We start from the raw sequence: 15,492 nt of genomic DNA, 5'->3' as shown, positions 1-15,492 counted from the left end.
AGGAACATCGGAAAACCTGCCAATTTTTACGCGAGAGATTGAATAGGACAAGTCTTTGAAGGGGTTGTTGTGAAAGCCAGAAGATTTCGCATAAATGGGATCAGTAGATAAACGACCATTACTCCGTTAGCGAAGAGTGATGGTCGTTCTGTTTTCATCAAGGAATGCCGTTCAAAATTCCACAATATGATATAATCTTCCAAAACAAAGGACTTTACCAAACCTACAAATTGATTGATTTCATGAAGATCTCCTCAAGGAAGAGGAGGATACCTTGCCTGATGGATATGATGACAAGGAACTTCGCAAAGCAATTAGCAAAGTGATTCCGCTTTTCGTCAAGGAGATTTTCTCAGAGAAAGCGGCAGGTAACCCATGACATATGTTGATTTCAGTTGGCATGCCCCACTGCCGTAACGTTTTGGGCAAAATGTGGTATGATAGTCATGAAGGGGCGTGAATCGGTGAACGATCTGATCAAAACGCAAGAAACAGCCATACTGGTTGGTTGCTATTTAGATAACCGGGATGAAGAAAGAACCCGTCTTTCCATGGAAGAGTTGCATGAGCTGGCTGATACTGCTGGTGTAGAAGTACTGGACGTCATCACGCAAAATCGGGACAGGGTTGATTCTGCCTGGTATTTGGGGACTGGAAAAATTGATGAAATCGCGCAGAGGGCTGAAGAGCTTGATGTGGACGTCATCATTTTCAATGATGAGTTGTCTCCGAGTCAGACTCGTAATTTGGATAAAGTGTTTGATTGCAAAGTGATTGATCGCACGCAGCTCATTTTGGATATTTTCGCAGGACGTGCACAGTCGCGTGAAGGGAAAATCCAGGTAGAGCTGGCGCAGTACAACTACTTGCTGCCGCGGCTTGCCGGGCAAGGGAAACAGCTTTCCCGACTCGGAGGCGGTATCGGTACACGTGGCCCAGGTGAAACCAAGCTGGAAAGTGACCGCCGTCATATACGCAAGCGCATCAGTGAACTTAAGCAGCAATTAGAGGATACTGTTCGGACGAGACAATTGCATCGGGAGCGTAGGAAGAAAAACAACGTGTTCCAGATTGCGTTGGTCGGTTATACAAACGCCGGGAAGTCGACGATCCTCAACAAGCTTACGAATGCAAACACGCTGCAGGAAGACAAACTGTTTGCCACTTTGGACCCGACGACCAGGCAATTGGAGTTGCCGAGCGGACTGGATGTGCTATTGACGGATACGGTTGGCTTTATTCAAGACTTGCCAACGAGTCTGGTTGCTGCATTCCGTTCGACGCTGGAAGGTGTAAAGGAAGCAGACCTCATCCTGCATGTGGTGGATAGTCATCACCCTGATTTCCAAGTACACATGGAAGTCGTAGACAAGATCTTGCGCGAGCTAAAAGCAGAAGAAATTCCGCAGCTAGTCGTTTTCAACAAGGCAGACATGCTTGCAGAAGGCTCTTATTTGCCGCGTGCAGAAGAATCGATTTTGATTTCTGCCATGCGGGATGATGACCTGAAGCAACTGCTCACCCGGATTGAGTCATTTGCGCTGCAATCATTTAATGAAATGAAGCTGCGCGTTCCTGTCGAGCGCGGAGATATTCTCTCCCTCCTGCATCGGGATGGGGTAGAGATGGAACAAGAGTTTAATGAAGAGGAAGCGGCCTACTTGATCACCGTCCGTGTGAACAAGGAAAATCCGATATACGGAAAGATTGTTCCTTTCCTCCTGGATAAACCAGAGACTGTTGAAGAGAGTTGGTAAGTAACAGATGTTTTCATATTTTTCCCATGGAGAAAAGCTTCGTCCCCTCGTGATGGAGGTGGAAGCGACGATCTCAGAGAGACATCGTCAAATTTCCGCTTTGGTGGATACGAATCAACTGAAAGTATTGCGTTCCTTCCAAAAGCACGAGGTCAATGAATTTCATTTTTCAACATCCACAGGATATGGCTACGATGATTCTGGACGGGCAACGTTAGAATCGATTTACGCCGAAGTATTCGGTGGAGAAGCGGCTTTGGTGCGCAACCATATCATCTCGGGTACACATGCGATTGCGATTTCTTTGTTTGGCATTCTTCGTCCGGGCGACGATCTTCTCTATATTACGGGCAAACCGTACGATACGCTTGAAGAGGTAGTAGGTGTGCGCGGCGAAGGGCAAGGTTCGCTCAAGGATTACGGCATCGGTTATAGCTACGTGCCTTTGACGCCAGAAGGAGAAATTGATTTTGTGGCAGTTGCACAAGCGATTACGCCTAATACGAAGGTCATTGGGATTCAACGTTCGCGAGGCTATGCAGACCGTCCTTCTTTCACCATCGCGAAAATCCAAGAGATGATTCGGGTTGTAAAAGAAATCAAGCCTGATCTGATCGTATTTGTAGACAACTGCTACGGAGAGTTCACGGAGGAGCAGGAGCCATTGCACGTAGGTGCAGACATCATGGCTGGCTCTCTCATCAAAAACCCGGGTGGCGGCTTGGTCAAAACAGGCGGTTATATAGTAGGACGCGAGGATTTGGTTCAGCTTGCTTCGTATCGGATGGCAGCACCGGGAATTGGCGCAGAGGGGGGCGCATCGCTCTACTCGCTACTGGAGATGTTCCAAGGCTTTTTCTTGGCTCCACATGTCGTGGGAGAAGCTCTCAAGGGAGCGGTATTCTCTTCGGCAATGCTGGAGCGTTTGGGCTTCAAAACAAATCCACTGTGGCATGAGCCGCGAACCGACCTGATTCAATCCGTGGAATTCGGCAGTGCTGAACGACTGATCACGTTTTGCCAAGGGATACAAAAAGCAGCACCAGTCGATTCACACGTTACTCCGTATCCAAGCGAAATGCCTGGATACGCTGATCCTGTGATTATGGCAGCCGGTACGTTTATTCAAGGGGCGAGTATCGAATTCTCGGCAGATGGTCCGATTCGTCCACCTTACTTGGGCTTCGTTCAAGGCGGTTTGACGTACTCGCACGTAAAAGTGGGGATTTTGACAGCGTTGAATGGGATGCTGGAAAAAGGCTTACTCGAAATACCGGGTGAATAGGATAAAAGTGCAAGGAATGGACGGCATTCTCTGGATGATGGGGGATGTCGTTTTTTATGTAAAAAAACTGTACATAACTTTCTATGTAATATTATCTAACATCTATTGACAGGGATTTTGTTATAAAATAGAATAAGACTAAGAAATACGAAACAGGAGGGACAAGTCATGAGTGATGACCTTCGCCGGAATATGGCCCTCTTTCCCATTGGGATCGTCATGAAACTGACGGATCTCACTGCGAGGCAAATCCGTTATTACGAACAAAACGACCTGATTCAGCCCGCCCGCACAGAAGGGAAGCAGAGGCTCTTTTCTTTCAACGACGTAGATCGCTTGTTGGAGATCAAGGCTCTGATTGAAAAAGGACTGAATATTGCAGGGATCAAGCAAGTCCTGCAAATGCAAGAGCCTGCTATGGAACAAACAGAGATTACCACCACGTCCGAAGAGAAACGCAAGGACATGTCCGACAAAGAGCTGCATCAGCTCCTAAGGCAGCAGATTATGTATCGCGATGCCACTCGCCATGGCGAGGGTGCATTGATACGTGGAGAGCTTTCCCGCTTCTTCCACTAGATAGAAAGCCGAAATAGAGACTGGAGGAGAGAAATGTGAGCAAGTTTACAAGAGAAGACATCATGCGCATGGCCAAAGAAGAGGACGTAAGGTATATTCGACTGCAGTTTACCGACCTGATGGGGATCATTAAAAACGTAGAAATCCCGCTGTCCCAATTGCCAAAAGCACTCGATGGCAAAATGATGTTTGATGGTTCTTCCATCGAAGGCTTCGTTCGCATCGAGGAGTCCGACATGTACCTGGTGCCTGATCTGGATACATGGGTTGTATTCCCATGGGGCAATGAGTTTGGTAAAATTGCACGTCTGATCTGTGATATCCACATGCCAGATGGCTCTCCGTTCGAAGGAGACCCGCGCTACATCCTGAAGCGTGCCTTGAAAGAAGCCGAAGAAATGGGCTTCACAGCTTTCAACGTAGGTCCAGAGCCTGAGTTTTTCCTGTTCAAGCTGGACGCAAAAGGTGAGCCTACGCTGGATTTGAACGACCAAGGCGGATACTTCGACTTTGCTCCACTCGACTCCGGTGAAAACTGCCGCCGTGATATCGTATTGACGCTGGAAAAAATGGGCTTTGAAGTGGAAGCATCTCACCACGAGGTAGCTCCTGGTCAACACGAAATCGACTTCAAGTATGCAAATGCACTCCAAGCCGCTGACCAAATCTTGACGTTCAAACTGGTTGTTAAAACCATCGCGCAAAAGCATGGTCTGCATGCGACCTTCATGCCAAAACCGCTGTACGGTGTAGCTGGTTCCGGTATGCACGCGAACCAATCGCTGTTCCGTGGGAAAGAAAATGCTTTCTATGACGAGTCCGATGTAATGGGACTGAGCCAAACAGCGAAGCATTACCTGGCAGGTATTTTGCAACATGCGCGCAGCTTTACTGCGATCACGAACCCGCTCGTAAACTCCTACAAGCGTTTGGTTCCTGGTTACGAGGCTCCTTGCTACGTAGCGTGGTCTGCGAAAAACCGCTCTCCATTGATCCGTATCCCTGCTTCCAGAGGTTTGAGCACGCGTATTGAAGTGCGCAGCCCAGACCCTGCAACGAACCCATACTTGGCGTTGGCAGTGATGCTGAAAGCTGGTTTGGACGGAATCAAAAACAAGCTTACACCACCACCTGCTATCGATCGCAACATCTACGTGATGACCGAGCAAGACCGCGAAGCAAACGGAATCGAGAACTTGCCTGCTACTTTGAAGGAAGCAATCGAGTGCCTGAAAGCAGATCCGGTGATTTGTGAAGCATTGGGCGAGCATGCATTGGTACACTTTATTGAAGCGAAAGAAATTGAGTGGGATATGTTCCGCACACGCGTTCACGATTGGGAGCGCGAGCAATACATGACTGCTTACTAATAAGCGAAACCCCTTGTGCCTGTAGGTGCGAGGGGTTTTTTCTATTTGGTGGGTGCGGCTGTAAAAATCGTTTCACCCACAAACGCACCCACAAACGCACCCACAAATCACCCACAAATTACTCATAAATTTTCTCCATATGGTCTTCAAATTTTCTCATGTTGTCGCTTTCGATTTTTTTAGAAATATGGGCATACACATCTGCGGTAATTTGCATGCTGCCATGACCTAGACGCTCCTGGATGTATTTCATATCTGCACCGGTTTCCATGAGCAAGACTGCATGTGTATGTCTTAATGAGTGGATAGGCATTGAGGGAATGTTCACTTTTTTTAACGTTCGTGAAAATGCGTTAAACAGAGAGGATTTTGGTATAAAGTTTCCATCTTTCCTGCACAATACTAGATTTAGATCATGGTGGTAGAGTTCCCCGAATCCTAATTTGTTTTGGTTCTGGTAGGATAAGTGATGCTTCAGATCATTGACTAGTGATTGACTAATTTTGATTGTTCTATTCGAGTTAAATGTCTTAGTATCACCAAAAAGCTCGTTTTTATTTTTTGCTCCGAAGTCGAGAGTCTTATTAATGCTAATCGTATATTTTTTAAAGTCTATGTCTGTCCACTGTAAAGCAGCTGCTTCACCTTTTCGCATACCTGTTTCAATTAATACTTTGAAGAATATCCAGTAGATGTAATCGTATTGGCGGGTTGCCTGTAAAAATTTTGGGATATCATTTGATTCCATAAATTTAATACCATCATTTTGGGACTGACCTTTGATTGTAACCCCTAAGCACGGGTTTTTTTCGATTTTAGCTAATGTTACTGCTTTTTCCATAGCGTTATTCATAGTTGTGTGGACGATTTCTACAGATCGTTTGCTGTAGTTATTCTCTGTAAGTTGGTTTAAAAATTCTTGATACATAATAGGTTTTACGTCTCTAAGCATGATGTTTTTAAAGTGTGGGAGAATATGGTTTTCGATATTTCTTCTGTGCAATTCGTAAGTGTTTTTGCGTACAGTCTCCTTTTTATATTCCTCAAGCCAGACCGTTAAATAATTCTATCGCCTTGTTCATATTGTTCTAGTAGTCTCTTTTGGTGTTCGGCTGCTGCTAGCTGTGCTTCCTTTTTAGTTGCGAAGCCACGTTTGGACTTTTCTTTGTGTTTCTGTGTAAAGGGGTCTTTATACCGAAATCGATATTCCCACTTTCCCTCGAACTTTCTGAAACTTGCCATGTAATCAACTCCTTTAATCGAATTCAAAAAAGCGCATCCAGCTGGGTGCGTTTTATTTGTTGTCAGGAATGTGTTCAATGATGTCTTCAATGCGGCAATTTAAGTGATTGCATATCTTGTCCAAAACATCCATAGCTACAAACTCGTCTTTTCCCATTTTTGCTACTGTTGCCCCTGATAGAAACTCCCGTAACTCCCCTTTTTTTATTTCTCTCTCGATCATAAGTTTCCATAGAGGCTTGTAACTAAAAGCCATATAAATGCACCTCCTTATTAGATGTATTATAAAACAAAAGTTTTACTAAGTAAATTTATGTTCGCGTTCACAAACAAAGTTATTGACGACTAGCAAGTTATGGATAATAATATGTTTAACTGCAAGGGGTACCGCCAACAAAATGCGGACTAAGCCCCGTTTGATCAAAAAAGGGCCGGTATCCTGTACGCTAAGGATTACCGGCTATTCCTGTTATGGCTACTTCATTTGTGTTCCCACAGTGGTTTGATTTAGGGCCGAACGGAGACCATGAACTAAAAACTTTCATCTAATAAGAAAGATTAACCTCTGTCCATTAATGATAAATATTTATGTACAACGGCTTGAGCGAGACAAGTTGATGAATCAATAAAGGCAATATCATTGGATTTTTTATCTGTAACAACATTTAAATCTGTACATGCAATGATAGCGGTATCAATCGTTTCAGCTAATTCTGAATAGAATTCATCCCATAATAGAAGGGACTCATCGATTTGACCTTGTTTAATCTTTGCTATTATTTGATTCACGCAGGTTTGCCAACGATCTTGATGTGAAAAATCGTAACCTTCTCTTACTAAAGCATCTTGAAATATTCCAGACTGAACCGTTGGATTGGTGGCTAAAAGAGCTACCTTTTTTGAGTTTTTTGGTATTTCCCTTATTGTTTCATCAATCATGTTTAATATGGGAACTGAAACTGAGTTGTTTATTTGGTTAAAATAGATATGTGCCGTATTACATGGGATGGCAATAAAATCAACATCTGTTTTTTCAAGTCTGCGAGCCCCATTAATAATTGCCATTTCCATGTCCGTATGGTTGAGAGGTTTATCAATGTAGAAAGGCGTTGGACATGAATAAATCATCATGTGAGGGAAATCAATGTCATTTATTGCTCCATATATCTTTTGGCACTGGTCTACAACTTTATCTACAAATGGCCCAGTAGATTTTGGACCCATTCCTGCTAATATTCCAATCATAGTTGTACCTCCTAAAATAATGTCACCATCTTCTCTATAACTTTAACATAAGTATCCAATTTCCTTCTATGTGCTTAAGTACATCATGCATAACTGGCCCGACGAGCAGGCAACTCAAATCTTGCGACGTTGTTGGGAGGCGATGGCTCCTGGCGGTCGGGTGCTCATCATGGACCCAGTTCTCCCTCCAGGAGATACGCCACTAAATTAATGGATGTCCTTTGCATGGCGATCTACGAAGAGGTCGAGAACGTACGGAAGAGGAATTCCGCCGATTGCTGGCTGGGGCTGATTTACGGTTTTATCGCGTCATCGATACCGGTTGCTATGTTTCGATCGTAGAAGCTGTGGCCAACTGAGACTCGAATCCAGGAGACTTCCCAAGACGATCAGCCTTTCACAAGGCCCACTTACCATGTTCTCGGCGGGATGTCCTACGAAAAAACTACTGCAAACATTGAATTGTTCTGTACAGAAGCGGAAGCACAGGCTGCAGGATATCGGAAGGCAAAAACGTAGTGGTAAACAACCCGTCTCCACATTAAAAGGAAACGGGTTTTCATTAGTACATGTCTAGCTAAACATATAGATGAGTTTATAAGCTACATGCGTGTTCTTGTTTTGTTCGCATATAATACAAACAAACGTTCTAGTTTCTTCGGGGTGGTTACTTTGGCCTTGTCTGACATCGAGCGGAAGGTATTAAGAGTGATCGGCAACTATTCGGCAGGGAGGCGCAGAACTCCAACAGTAGACTAACTGTGTATTAAGACAGGTCGAACTCGCGGTGGCATATTGGAAATTTTAGAGGTCCTTGCAAAAGAGGAATACATTGAGTGGAAGAGATCGGAACCCGACAACATCGAAGTAATTACATCGTGGGAGCGAAAGGAACGATAACAATGGCGAAGAAAATCGATAACTTGTTTGCATCAATGCGGATGGTGTTGCCAGAACACAGAACGGAGCTTCTCAAACACAACGAAGAGCGCAACCTAATTAAGCGCCCGGAAGTCGACGACGATGATTTCGGGGAGATGTGTTTTCGCATCTATGACAGCACGCAATACGACTACGCCATCACCGTGAAATGGTTCGTACCGAAAAAAGGCGAGCTTGGAATGATAGAGGAAGCATGGGGGGTAGTGCGTGAGATTGACGCAAGACGCAAACAATTCAAACTGGTGAGCGATTGGGCAGCAGATTGGATCGATGTAAAGAACCTCGTCAGTGTAGTGAAGTGATTGTAAATAAATGGGCATTTAAAAAACAAAGGAGGCATGTTGTTTAGACACATCCCCTTTGTTTTTTTTAATTGTTTTGAAGTTGTTTTTTTCTAAATGTAAGTGCTAAGTCAATTAACAGTCCAAACAAGAAGTAAGTAATGACGTGCAGTAAATACCCAGTAGGAAGAATGGTACTATTAGCATCCTGATGTACTTCAATTATCCAATGTTTGAATGGTTCGATATAAACAATTTCATTGAGGATAGGATTTGTTATCGAAAGCAAGATGTGTTTTTCATCATTCCCTAAAAAATCGAAAAGGCAAATCAAAATACTGACCAAAGTTAGCCAAAAACTAAACTTTTTAAGCAGGGTCATTTTGTTCACTCTCCTAAATATGGGGTGCTAGTTATTATTATATACCAAATATATTGAAAGTAATGTCATTTTATGGTAAAAATAATAAAATACTATTTAAGGGAGAGATGGAAGTTTTTACCAAGAAAAGTTCGACTATCCTGCTTCTCTTTATTATGATTTTTACTTTATGTACATCTGTTAGTTTTGCGGCCGAAGCGAAACCGCTAGCCGATGATCCAGGTGTCTTTTACCCCGGTACATACACTAAAGCAAAGCCAGGTGATATGTTAGTTTCTAACTCTACCTCATCCAAAGGATTGACAGGACATGCTGCAATTGTAACTGATAATTTAACTGTCGTGCATATAGGAGGAATCGGTGAGAATCCAGAAGAGATATCCCTTTCCAGATTTTTTAAACGCTATGATAATAGCGTGAAAGTAATTCGATATACTAGTAGCCGAGATGCAAAAAAAGCTGGTGAATGGGCTAGAACATATGCAGAGGAATATTCAGATGCAAAGTACGATTTAGCAGTTAAATTAAGTGGATTTACCCGCACCTATTGCTCGAAAATAGTCTGGCAAGCCTATTACTACGGAGCAGACGTTAATTTAGGGAATAAAAGACCGAACAGCACACAGTTATTCGAACCTTACGCTATTTTAGATCTTGACGACACTCGTGAAGTTGAGGGAACTGGAAACTGGTAATTAAATTACTGACAATTGACATTAAGTAGACTTTATTCTAGCTGCATAAAAACAACCCGCCTCTTTAAAAGGGAGACGGGTTGTTTTCTTACACAAGCATCTTGGCTAAAATACTTTTAAATTCCGCGATATCTAAATGAACTTTGTCGAATGTCTCTATCTGATCGTCCTTTACATAATGGCTCTGGCACATGATAAGTTTGTCATAGCTTATGATGGCAACAGTTCTCCGGGAAGTGTTGTCACGTTCATCTACCTGGTCGAAGATTTTGCGGAGGTGGCGATTCTCTATTTCTAAGTTCCTTGTCATTTCCTCCAACTGTTTAAACATCATCTTATCTCCCTTAATTTACTAATTGTGTATATTGTAACCTACTTATATGCCGAGCAACAAATAGTTTGTAAAATTAGTACCTGTCCAAGTAATCAGAAGTATATACGAAATGCTTTCCACTGGCGATCATGTACCGTTTCAACCTCTCCCGAAAAGAATGGTCTGCAAGTGCCAATTCAACAACAAACGCCTGGGCACTCCCTAATGACTGATTCCGTTTCGCTCTTCCATGAAATGTGGGAGTGTCCATTTTTTCGCGAATGAGGGCTTGAATAATCTTTAGAGTCCTTGTCTAAACTGCTGATAAGGTCAGTTAAATAATTTTAAAAGGTGAATATAATTGAACAAATCCGTAGATATTTTCGAAGTAATACTTCTTCAACTATTAGAGGATGATAGGCTGGTAAGGATGTTGATACCGAGATTACTAGAAAGGATGGAGACGAGAGGCGAGCCTACGATTGAAAAGTGGTTAACTGTTAACGAAGCAGCCAAATACCTGAATATTTCTTCTGACACGATCTACGTTATGGTACGTGAAGGTACATTACCAGCATCTCGACTCGGATCATTAAGTTCACGAAAACCAGCACTTCGCTTTCAACTCAGTAAATTAAATGATTGGATGGAAGCTGGAGGGGTTCGCGATCCTGTTAACAAGCTTGCATGATAGAGAAAACAAATACTAAATGAAGACAAAAGCCCTCCAATTTTGGAGGGCCAATTCAGCATTATATCGGGCATTTCTATATGTATAGCCCACCCACAAACGCACCCACAATTCACCCACAAAATCATGAAATCATTTGATGTCATTTGAAACAGCAGTAGGTAAAACTGTTGATATTATGCGGTTTCATGGAGTTTTAAAACTGATTGAAAGCCAAGAATATGTTGCGCACACGCGTTCATGACTGGGAGCGCGAGCAATACATGACTGCTTACTAATAAGCGAAACCCCTTGTGCCTGTAGGTGCGAGGGATTTTTCTACATCTGATGCAATACACAGATAAGTACTGAACGGTAACGACCAAATAAAAGGTACCAAGATTAACGGTGCGGCTACAAAGGACGTAACTAAAGCGCAAATGGCAGGAAGCAAGATCAGCAAAAATAGCAAGAAGTCGAGACCTTTAAAGGACTCACAAAAAATATAGTCATAGCAAACAATTAATGACATCAATGATCCACTAAGACCAACCAATAAACCTCCAATGGAGAACCAATTCTTTAGCATCGTATCAACCCTCCTTTATGGACCAAATAGTACCATCCGAAACTTTAGGAGGAAAGAAAACGAGCTCAATCGCTTTACAAAATGTTTAATGAAGAAACGCAAATAGCCGTTTTCGTTACCGAAACGGCTTAGAAACAACGTTGTGTAATATATAACTTAAAAGGCTATATACTTCATTTCCTGGTTCGATAAAAGGCTGGCAACCTGATGGAGATTTAAGGGGATTGCAAATCGTTCCATATTAGATCTGTCTTCCCAGTCCATTGCATTCCCTACCCATGTATTGGTTGTTCCACAATAGGCTACACGACCACCGAAACGAACAAATGTTAGGGCCCATTCTAATATATTCTTTGGATTGTCACCGTAAAGAAATTGTGGAATTTCCATGCCTAATTGTTGAGTGACAGTTTGTTCGGTATTAGGACTACCGATCATTTTAACAAGCCTTCCTTTCACCAAGCCATTTACCCCCTCTCCATTAAAAAACATAGTGGTTTGGATACCGAGACGTTGCCAATATGCTGCTGAAATAAAGCTAGAGAAATACTTTGCCCCTTGATCCGGGGGTGAGGAAAGATGGATTAAAATTGGAGTTTGCGTAAAGGAATTTTCGTCACGATAAATGGGGTGGTTAACAGAGCGAGCCCAATAATGAGGCAGGGAATATTCATGAAATATCATGTTAGTTCCTTCCTAAGTCATATTTTTTGTATGGTATGTTATTAGGTCGGAATAGGTGTGTGTCTTGTAGCAAGCGGAGGAAGGTATGAGCCTGGTATTCCAGGAGGCAAGGGGAGCTAGATGCTAAATTGAAGCGATTGAGTCTCGAGCTTAACACATCGGTAATTGAGATGAACGGAGGCAAGACGGTGTACAGCCCAATTAATGCTTCGGTAATGTCTAGGGGTAGCCTCGCCTGCCAAAGAAAAAAGAGCCGCAAGGTAGCTCGGCTCTTAATATAATCTTAATGGTCTCTCTAATATTAAATTTATTCTCCGGTCTCGTTGAAACTCTTAATGCGAGCGCCGATTTCATCACGAACTCGTTGAAACTCAGACCATTCTTTTCCCGCAGGATCGTCAAATCCCCAATGGACGCGTTTTACATGAGAAGGAGTAGCTGGACAAACGGAATCTGCATGGCTGCATAATGTCACGACGAGATCCGTATTGTTCAATATATCAGGGTCAATGACATCAGATGTTTGACTGGAAATGTCTATGCCAACTTCTTTCATCGCTTGAATGGCATTTGGATTGACCCCATGGGCTTCAATACCAGCTGAAAAGACGTTCCACTTGTTGCCCAAGTATTTCTTTCCCCATGCTTCTGCCATTTGGCTTCGGCAAGAATTTCCTGTACATAAAAAGTAGATTGTTTTTTTGTTTTTGTTTTCCATGATGTACCCACCTTTTCAGCTTCAATTAGGAAATGCTGGCAAAATACTTGCGCTTGAACCATAAAGCTACATAAACCAATGCAATCATCACAGGTACTTCAACAAGAGGACCGATGACGGCTGCAAAGGCGGCGCCTGATTGAATCCCAAACACGCCGACTGCCACAGCGATAGCTAATTCAAAGTTATTACTGCCTGCTGTGAAAGCAAGCGTCGTAGTAACGGGATAATTTGCGCCAATCTTTTTCCCCATATAGAATGAGATAAAGAACATGAGGATGAAATAGATAAGAAGTGGAATGGCGATGCGAACAACATCAAGAGGAACGCTTACGATGTTTTCTCCTTGTGTTGAGAACATGACAATGATGGTAAAGAGTAAGGCAATCAGAGTCATAGGGCTAATTTTTGGGATGAACACTTTCTCGTACCATTGTCTGCCTTTCACTTTTACAATAGTAAAGCGTGTCAGCATCCCAGCAAGAAAAGGAATACCCAGGTAAATAAACACCGATTTTGCCACTTCCGCCATCGTAATGCTAATGACTGCCCCCTGAATCCCAAGCCATTCCGGAATTACGGTGACAAAGACATAGGCATATACTGAAAAGAAAAGCATCTGAAACACAGAATTGAAAGCCACAAGCCCCGCAACATATTCTGTATCTCCTTTTGCGAGGTCATTCCACACAATTACCATAGCGATACATCGTGCCAGCCCAATCATTATCAGCCCAACCATATATTCTGGTTTATCTGGCAAGAAAATGATGGCTAGTAAAAACATCAAAACCGGGCCTATCACCCAGTTTTGAATAAGGGATAGTACAAGAACCTTAAGGTCTTTAAAGACACGTCCCATTTCTTCATATCGAACTTTTGCTAAAGGGGGGTACATCATTAGGATTAAGCCAATGGCAAGCGGTATGGATGTTGTACCAATTTGTAAGCTGTTTAATCCATTTGTGAAAGTAGGAAAGAAAGTTCCGATAATAATCCCTACTGCCATAGCAAGAAAGATCCAAAGGGTCAAGAAGCGATCTAAAAATGATAATTGTTTCATTGGGCCTCCCACTTTGTCTTAGCAGCAAGAATTGGTTGCTTCTGTTTTTGAATCTACGCAGCAGGATGTGGATTCGATTTTATGAATGTCACTGTCAGACTTTGTGTAGAAAAATTCCCACTCATTACCGTCTGGATCAGTAACCCAAAATTTATCCTGCACAGCATAACAACATGTCGTATCCATCTCGTCCCGAGCGAAAAAGCCTTCTTTTTCTAGTCTTTCCTTATGAGTTAGGATTTCATTTGCAGTTTCAACCTGGAATCCGAAGTGGTTAACCTGATTTCCACTTACTGTATCCCGAACATTCAATGTGAAATTTAGTCCTGGGGTTTCAAGCAAGAACTTAGCATAATCAGGTTTTACCTTTACAGGATTAACTCCAAAAACCTTCTGATAGAACTCAATAGATTTCTCCAGAGTGGTAACGTTAACGCCAACATGTACATACTTCATTTCATAATCCTCCTTTAATTAAAAACTATTAATCAAAAAAAGTTGATGTAAGGTCTAAAAAAAATTAGCAGCAGCTTCCTTTACCTGTTTTCCTGAAAATACAGCAAAGCTCTTCCGATAACAGATGATTCACTTCACCATCATTTAAATCATAGTAACTCCATGTGCCTCTTGTCTCTTTCATAATCAGATTAGCGTCCAATAAGATTTTGAGATGGTAAGATAACTTTGATTGAGGCATGTCAAAAACCTCGGTAAGGTCACACACGCATGTTTTACCTCTCTGGCAAAGCTCATACATAATTTCTAAACGTTTCTGATCGGCGAGAGCTTTGAATTTTTTCTCATATAGCTCCAAATTATGCTTGATGTCATTCATGGATTACGACCTCATTCATCAATTTTTCTTGATGCATTTATTATATGTATGATTACCAAGAAGATGCAATAATTAAATCAACTTTTTTTGATGTAAGCTTTTTTTCATTTAGTATCGATCCATGTAATCGGATAAATAAACGAACTGTTTTCCACCACCAATAAACTGCGGATAAGGTCAGTTACATAATTTTAAAAGGTGAATATAATTGAACAAATCCGTAGATATTCTCGAAGTAATAATTCAGCAACTATTAGAGGATGATAGGTTGGTACAGATGTTGATACGGAGATTACTAGAAAGGATGGGGACGAGCCTGCAATTGAAAAGTGGTTAACTGTTAATGAAGCAGCAAATACCTGAATATTTCTTCTGACACGATCTACATTATGGTACGCGAAGGTACATTACCAGCATCTCGACTCGGATCATTAAGTTCACGAAAACCAGCACTTCGCTTTCAACTCAGTAAATGATTGGATGGAAGCTGGAGGGCGCCGCGATCCTGTTAACAAACAAGCATGAAGGAAAGAAATTATTCCATATAGTAAAGTGCACCCAGGAGTTTGATGCCTCACGGGTGCAGTGATGGCTGATGGGGATTCTAACTACCTTTACAATCTAGCGCCTTATCTTACATCGTTATCCTTTGCAATTGGATAGGTTCCACTATCTTCAGACGAATTGGTTAGCGTTTGAAAACCATTGAGGATACTCTTCATCTGTTTTATGTCCTCGCTTAGTTCATTTGGGGAGTTTACATGCTTTTTAATATTCGAAGCAAGACCCTCCATTTGGTCAGCTAGCCTGTGAACCAATCCAACATCGAATTGAGTCATTCT

The 15,492-nt window shown here is 42.4% G+C and carries 20 protein-coding genes and 1 pseudogene; 10 read left to right on the top strand and 11 right to left on the bottom strand.

Features of this window, described 5'->3' with window-relative positions; genetic code table 11:
• Positions 1–464: 464 nt before the first annotated feature.
• The 4 genes from hflX to glnA all read left to right on the top strand — a co-directional run bounded on the left by hflX (position 465) and on the right by glnA (position 4,991).
• Complete coding sequence (gene hflX / locus HP567_RS19830) at positions 465–1,757, top strand: GTPase HflX (protein WP_173607936.1); 1,293 nt, start codon at positions 465–467, stop codon at positions 1,755–1,757.
• Between the two features lie 7 nt (positions 1,758–1,764).
• Positions 1,765–3,042: a methionine gamma-lyase family protein gene (locus HP567_RS19825; RefSeq protein WP_173607935.1), complete on the top strand. Its 1,278-nt coding sequence runs from the start codon at positions 1,765–1,767 to the stop codon at positions 3,040–3,042.
• Positions 3,043–3,210: 168 nt separating this feature from the next.
• Entirely contained in the window at positions 3,211–3,621 is a 411-nt protein-coding gene (locus tag HP567_RS19820) for a MerR family transcriptional regulator (RefSeq protein WP_015891641.1), read from the top strand.
• A 35-nt stretch (positions 3,622–3,656) separates the two neighbouring features.
• A complete protein-coding gene (glnA, locus tag HP567_RS19815; RefSeq protein WP_047067708.1) occupies positions 3,657–4,991 on the top strand; it encodes a type I glutamate--ammonia ligase in 1,335 nt (444 codons plus the stop codon).
• A gap of 118 nt (positions 4,992–5,109) precedes the next feature.
• Here glnA and HP567_RS19810 read toward each other — a convergent pair.
• From HP567_RS19810 to HP567_RS19800, 3 genes and pseudogenes are all read right to left on the bottom strand, one after another.
• A pseudogene (locus tag HP567_RS19810) lies at positions 5,110–6,233 on the bottom strand (tyrosine-type recombinase/integrase).
• A gap of 52 nt (positions 6,234–6,285) precedes the next feature.
• The gene (locus HP567_RS19805) at positions 6,286–6,489 is read right to left on the bottom strand and encodes a helix-turn-helix domain-containing protein (RefSeq protein ID WP_173607934.1); all 204 of its coding nucleotides are present in this window, start codon (positions 6,487–6,489) and stop codon (positions 6,286–6,288) included.
• Between the two features lie 302 nt (positions 6,490–6,791).
• Positions 6,792–7,478, bottom strand: a complete 687-nt coding sequence (locus HP567_RS19800; protein WP_173607933.1) for an aspartate/glutamate racemase family protein — start codon at positions 7,476–7,478, stop codon at positions 6,792–6,794.
• A 70-nt stretch (positions 7,479–7,548) separates the two neighbouring features.
• Here HP567_RS19800 and HP567_RS30040 point away from each other — a divergent pair, with 70 nt between their 5' ends.
• From HP567_RS30040 to HP567_RS19790, 3 genes are all read left to right on the top strand, one after another.
• Positions 7,549–7,689: a methyltransferase gene (locus HP567_RS30040; protein ID WP_370648024.1), complete on the top strand. Its 141-nt coding sequence runs from the start codon at positions 7,549–7,551 to the stop codon at positions 7,687–7,689.
• A 134-nt stretch (positions 7,690–7,823) separates the two neighbouring features.
• Positions 7,824–7,997: a sunset domain-containing protein gene (locus HP567_RS30120; RefSeq protein ID WP_441299787.1), complete on the top strand. Its 174-nt coding sequence runs from the start codon at positions 7,824–7,826 to the stop codon at positions 7,995–7,997.
• 317 nt (positions 7,998–8,314) lie between these two features.
• On the top strand, positions 8,315–8,722 hold the full coding sequence (locus HP567_RS19790; RefSeq protein WP_229088085.1) for a YolD-like family protein: 408 nt from the start codon (positions 8,315–8,317) through the stop codon (positions 8,720–8,722).
• Between the two features lie 67 nt (positions 8,723–8,789).
• Here the strand turns inward: HP567_RS19790 and HP567_RS19785 are convergent, their stop codons facing one another.
• A complete protein-coding gene (locus HP567_RS19785; RefSeq protein ID WP_173607931.1) occupies positions 8,790–9,083 on the bottom strand; it encodes a hypothetical protein in 294 nt (97 codons plus the stop codon).
• Between the two features lie 107 nt (positions 9,084–9,190).
• On the opposite strand from HP567_RS19785, the gene HP567_RS19780 reads away from it, so the two are divergent.
• Both HP567_RS19780 and HP567_RS19775 read left to right on the top strand, forming a co-directional pair.
• The gene (locus HP567_RS19780; protein ID WP_173607930.1) at positions 9,191–9,778 is read left to right on the top strand and encodes a YiiX/YebB-like N1pC/P60 family cysteine hydrolase; all 588 of its coding nucleotides are present in this window, start codon (positions 9,191–9,193) and stop codon (positions 9,776–9,778) included.
• 743 nt (positions 9,779–10,521) lie between these two features.
• The gene (locus tag HP567_RS19775; protein ID WP_173607929.1) at positions 10,522–10,782 is read left to right on the top strand and encodes a helix-turn-helix domain-containing protein; all 261 of its coding nucleotides are present in this window, start codon (positions 10,522–10,524) and stop codon (positions 10,780–10,782) included.
• Between the two features lie 274 nt (positions 10,783–11,056).
• Here HP567_RS19775 and HP567_RS19770 read toward each other — a convergent pair whose 3' ends face one another.
• The 6 genes from HP567_RS19770 to arsR all read right to left on the bottom strand — a co-directional run bounded on the left by HP567_RS19770 (position 11,057) and on the right by arsR (position 14,650).
• On the bottom strand, positions 11,057–11,350 hold the full coding sequence (locus tag HP567_RS19770) for a hypothetical protein (protein WP_173607928.1): 294 nt from the start codon (positions 11,348–11,350) through the stop codon (positions 11,057–11,059).
• Between the two features lie 156 nt (positions 11,351–11,506).
• Complete coding sequence (locus HP567_RS19765) at positions 11,507–12,034, bottom strand: hypothetical protein (protein WP_173607927.1); 528 nt, start codon at positions 12,032–12,034, stop codon at positions 11,507–11,509.
• A gap of 307 nt (positions 12,035–12,341) precedes the next feature.
• The gene (gene arsC / locus HP567_RS19760) at positions 12,342–12,752 is read right to left on the bottom strand and encodes an arsenate reductase (thioredoxin) (protein WP_173607926.1); all 411 of its coding nucleotides are present in this window, start codon (positions 12,750–12,752) and stop codon (positions 12,342–12,344) included.
• A 25-nt stretch (positions 12,753–12,777) separates the two neighbouring features.
• Positions 12,778–13,815 (bottom strand): ACR3 family arsenite efflux transporter, encoded by a 1,038-nt coding sequence (gene arsB / locus HP567_RS19755; protein WP_173607925.1) that lies wholly within the window; start codon positions 13,813–13,815, stop codon positions 12,778–12,780.
• A gap of 18 nt (positions 13,816–13,833) precedes the next feature.
• Positions 13,834–14,271: an ArsI/CadI family heavy metal resistance metalloenzyme gene (locus HP567_RS19750; RefSeq protein WP_173607924.1), complete on the bottom strand. Its 438-nt coding sequence runs from the start codon at positions 14,269–14,271 to the stop codon at positions 13,834–13,836.
• A gap of 64 nt (positions 14,272–14,335) precedes the next feature.
• On the bottom strand, positions 14,336–14,650 hold the full coding sequence (gene arsR / locus HP567_RS19745; RefSeq protein ID WP_217366852.1) for an arsenical resistance operon transcriptional regulator ArsR: 315 nt from the start codon (positions 14,648–14,650) through the stop codon (positions 14,336–14,338).
• 359 nt (positions 14,651–15,009) lie between these two features.
• Between arsR and HP567_RS30035 the strand changes: the two genes are divergently transcribed.
• Positions 15,010–15,126, top strand: coding sequence for a hypothetical protein (locus HP567_RS30035; protein WP_173608370.1), 117 nt, complete (start codon positions 15,010–15,012; stop codon positions 15,124–15,126).
• Between the two features lie 153 nt (positions 15,127–15,279).
• Here the strand turns inward: HP567_RS30035 and HP567_RS19740 are convergent, their stop codons facing one another.
• Positions 15,280–15,489, bottom strand: a complete 210-nt coding sequence (locus HP567_RS19740; RefSeq protein WP_173607923.1) for a hypothetical protein — start codon at positions 15,487–15,489, stop codon at positions 15,280–15,282.
• Positions 15,490–15,492 lie beyond the last annotated feature (3 nt).

The organism is Brevibacillus sp. M2.1A, assembly GCF_013284355.2.
Lineage (GTDB): Bacteria > Bacillota > Bacilli > Brevibacillales > Brevibacillaceae > Brevibacillus.
The sequence above is the reverse complement of the archived record's forward strand: the minus strand, read 5'-3'. Positions and strand labels throughout refer to the sequence as shown.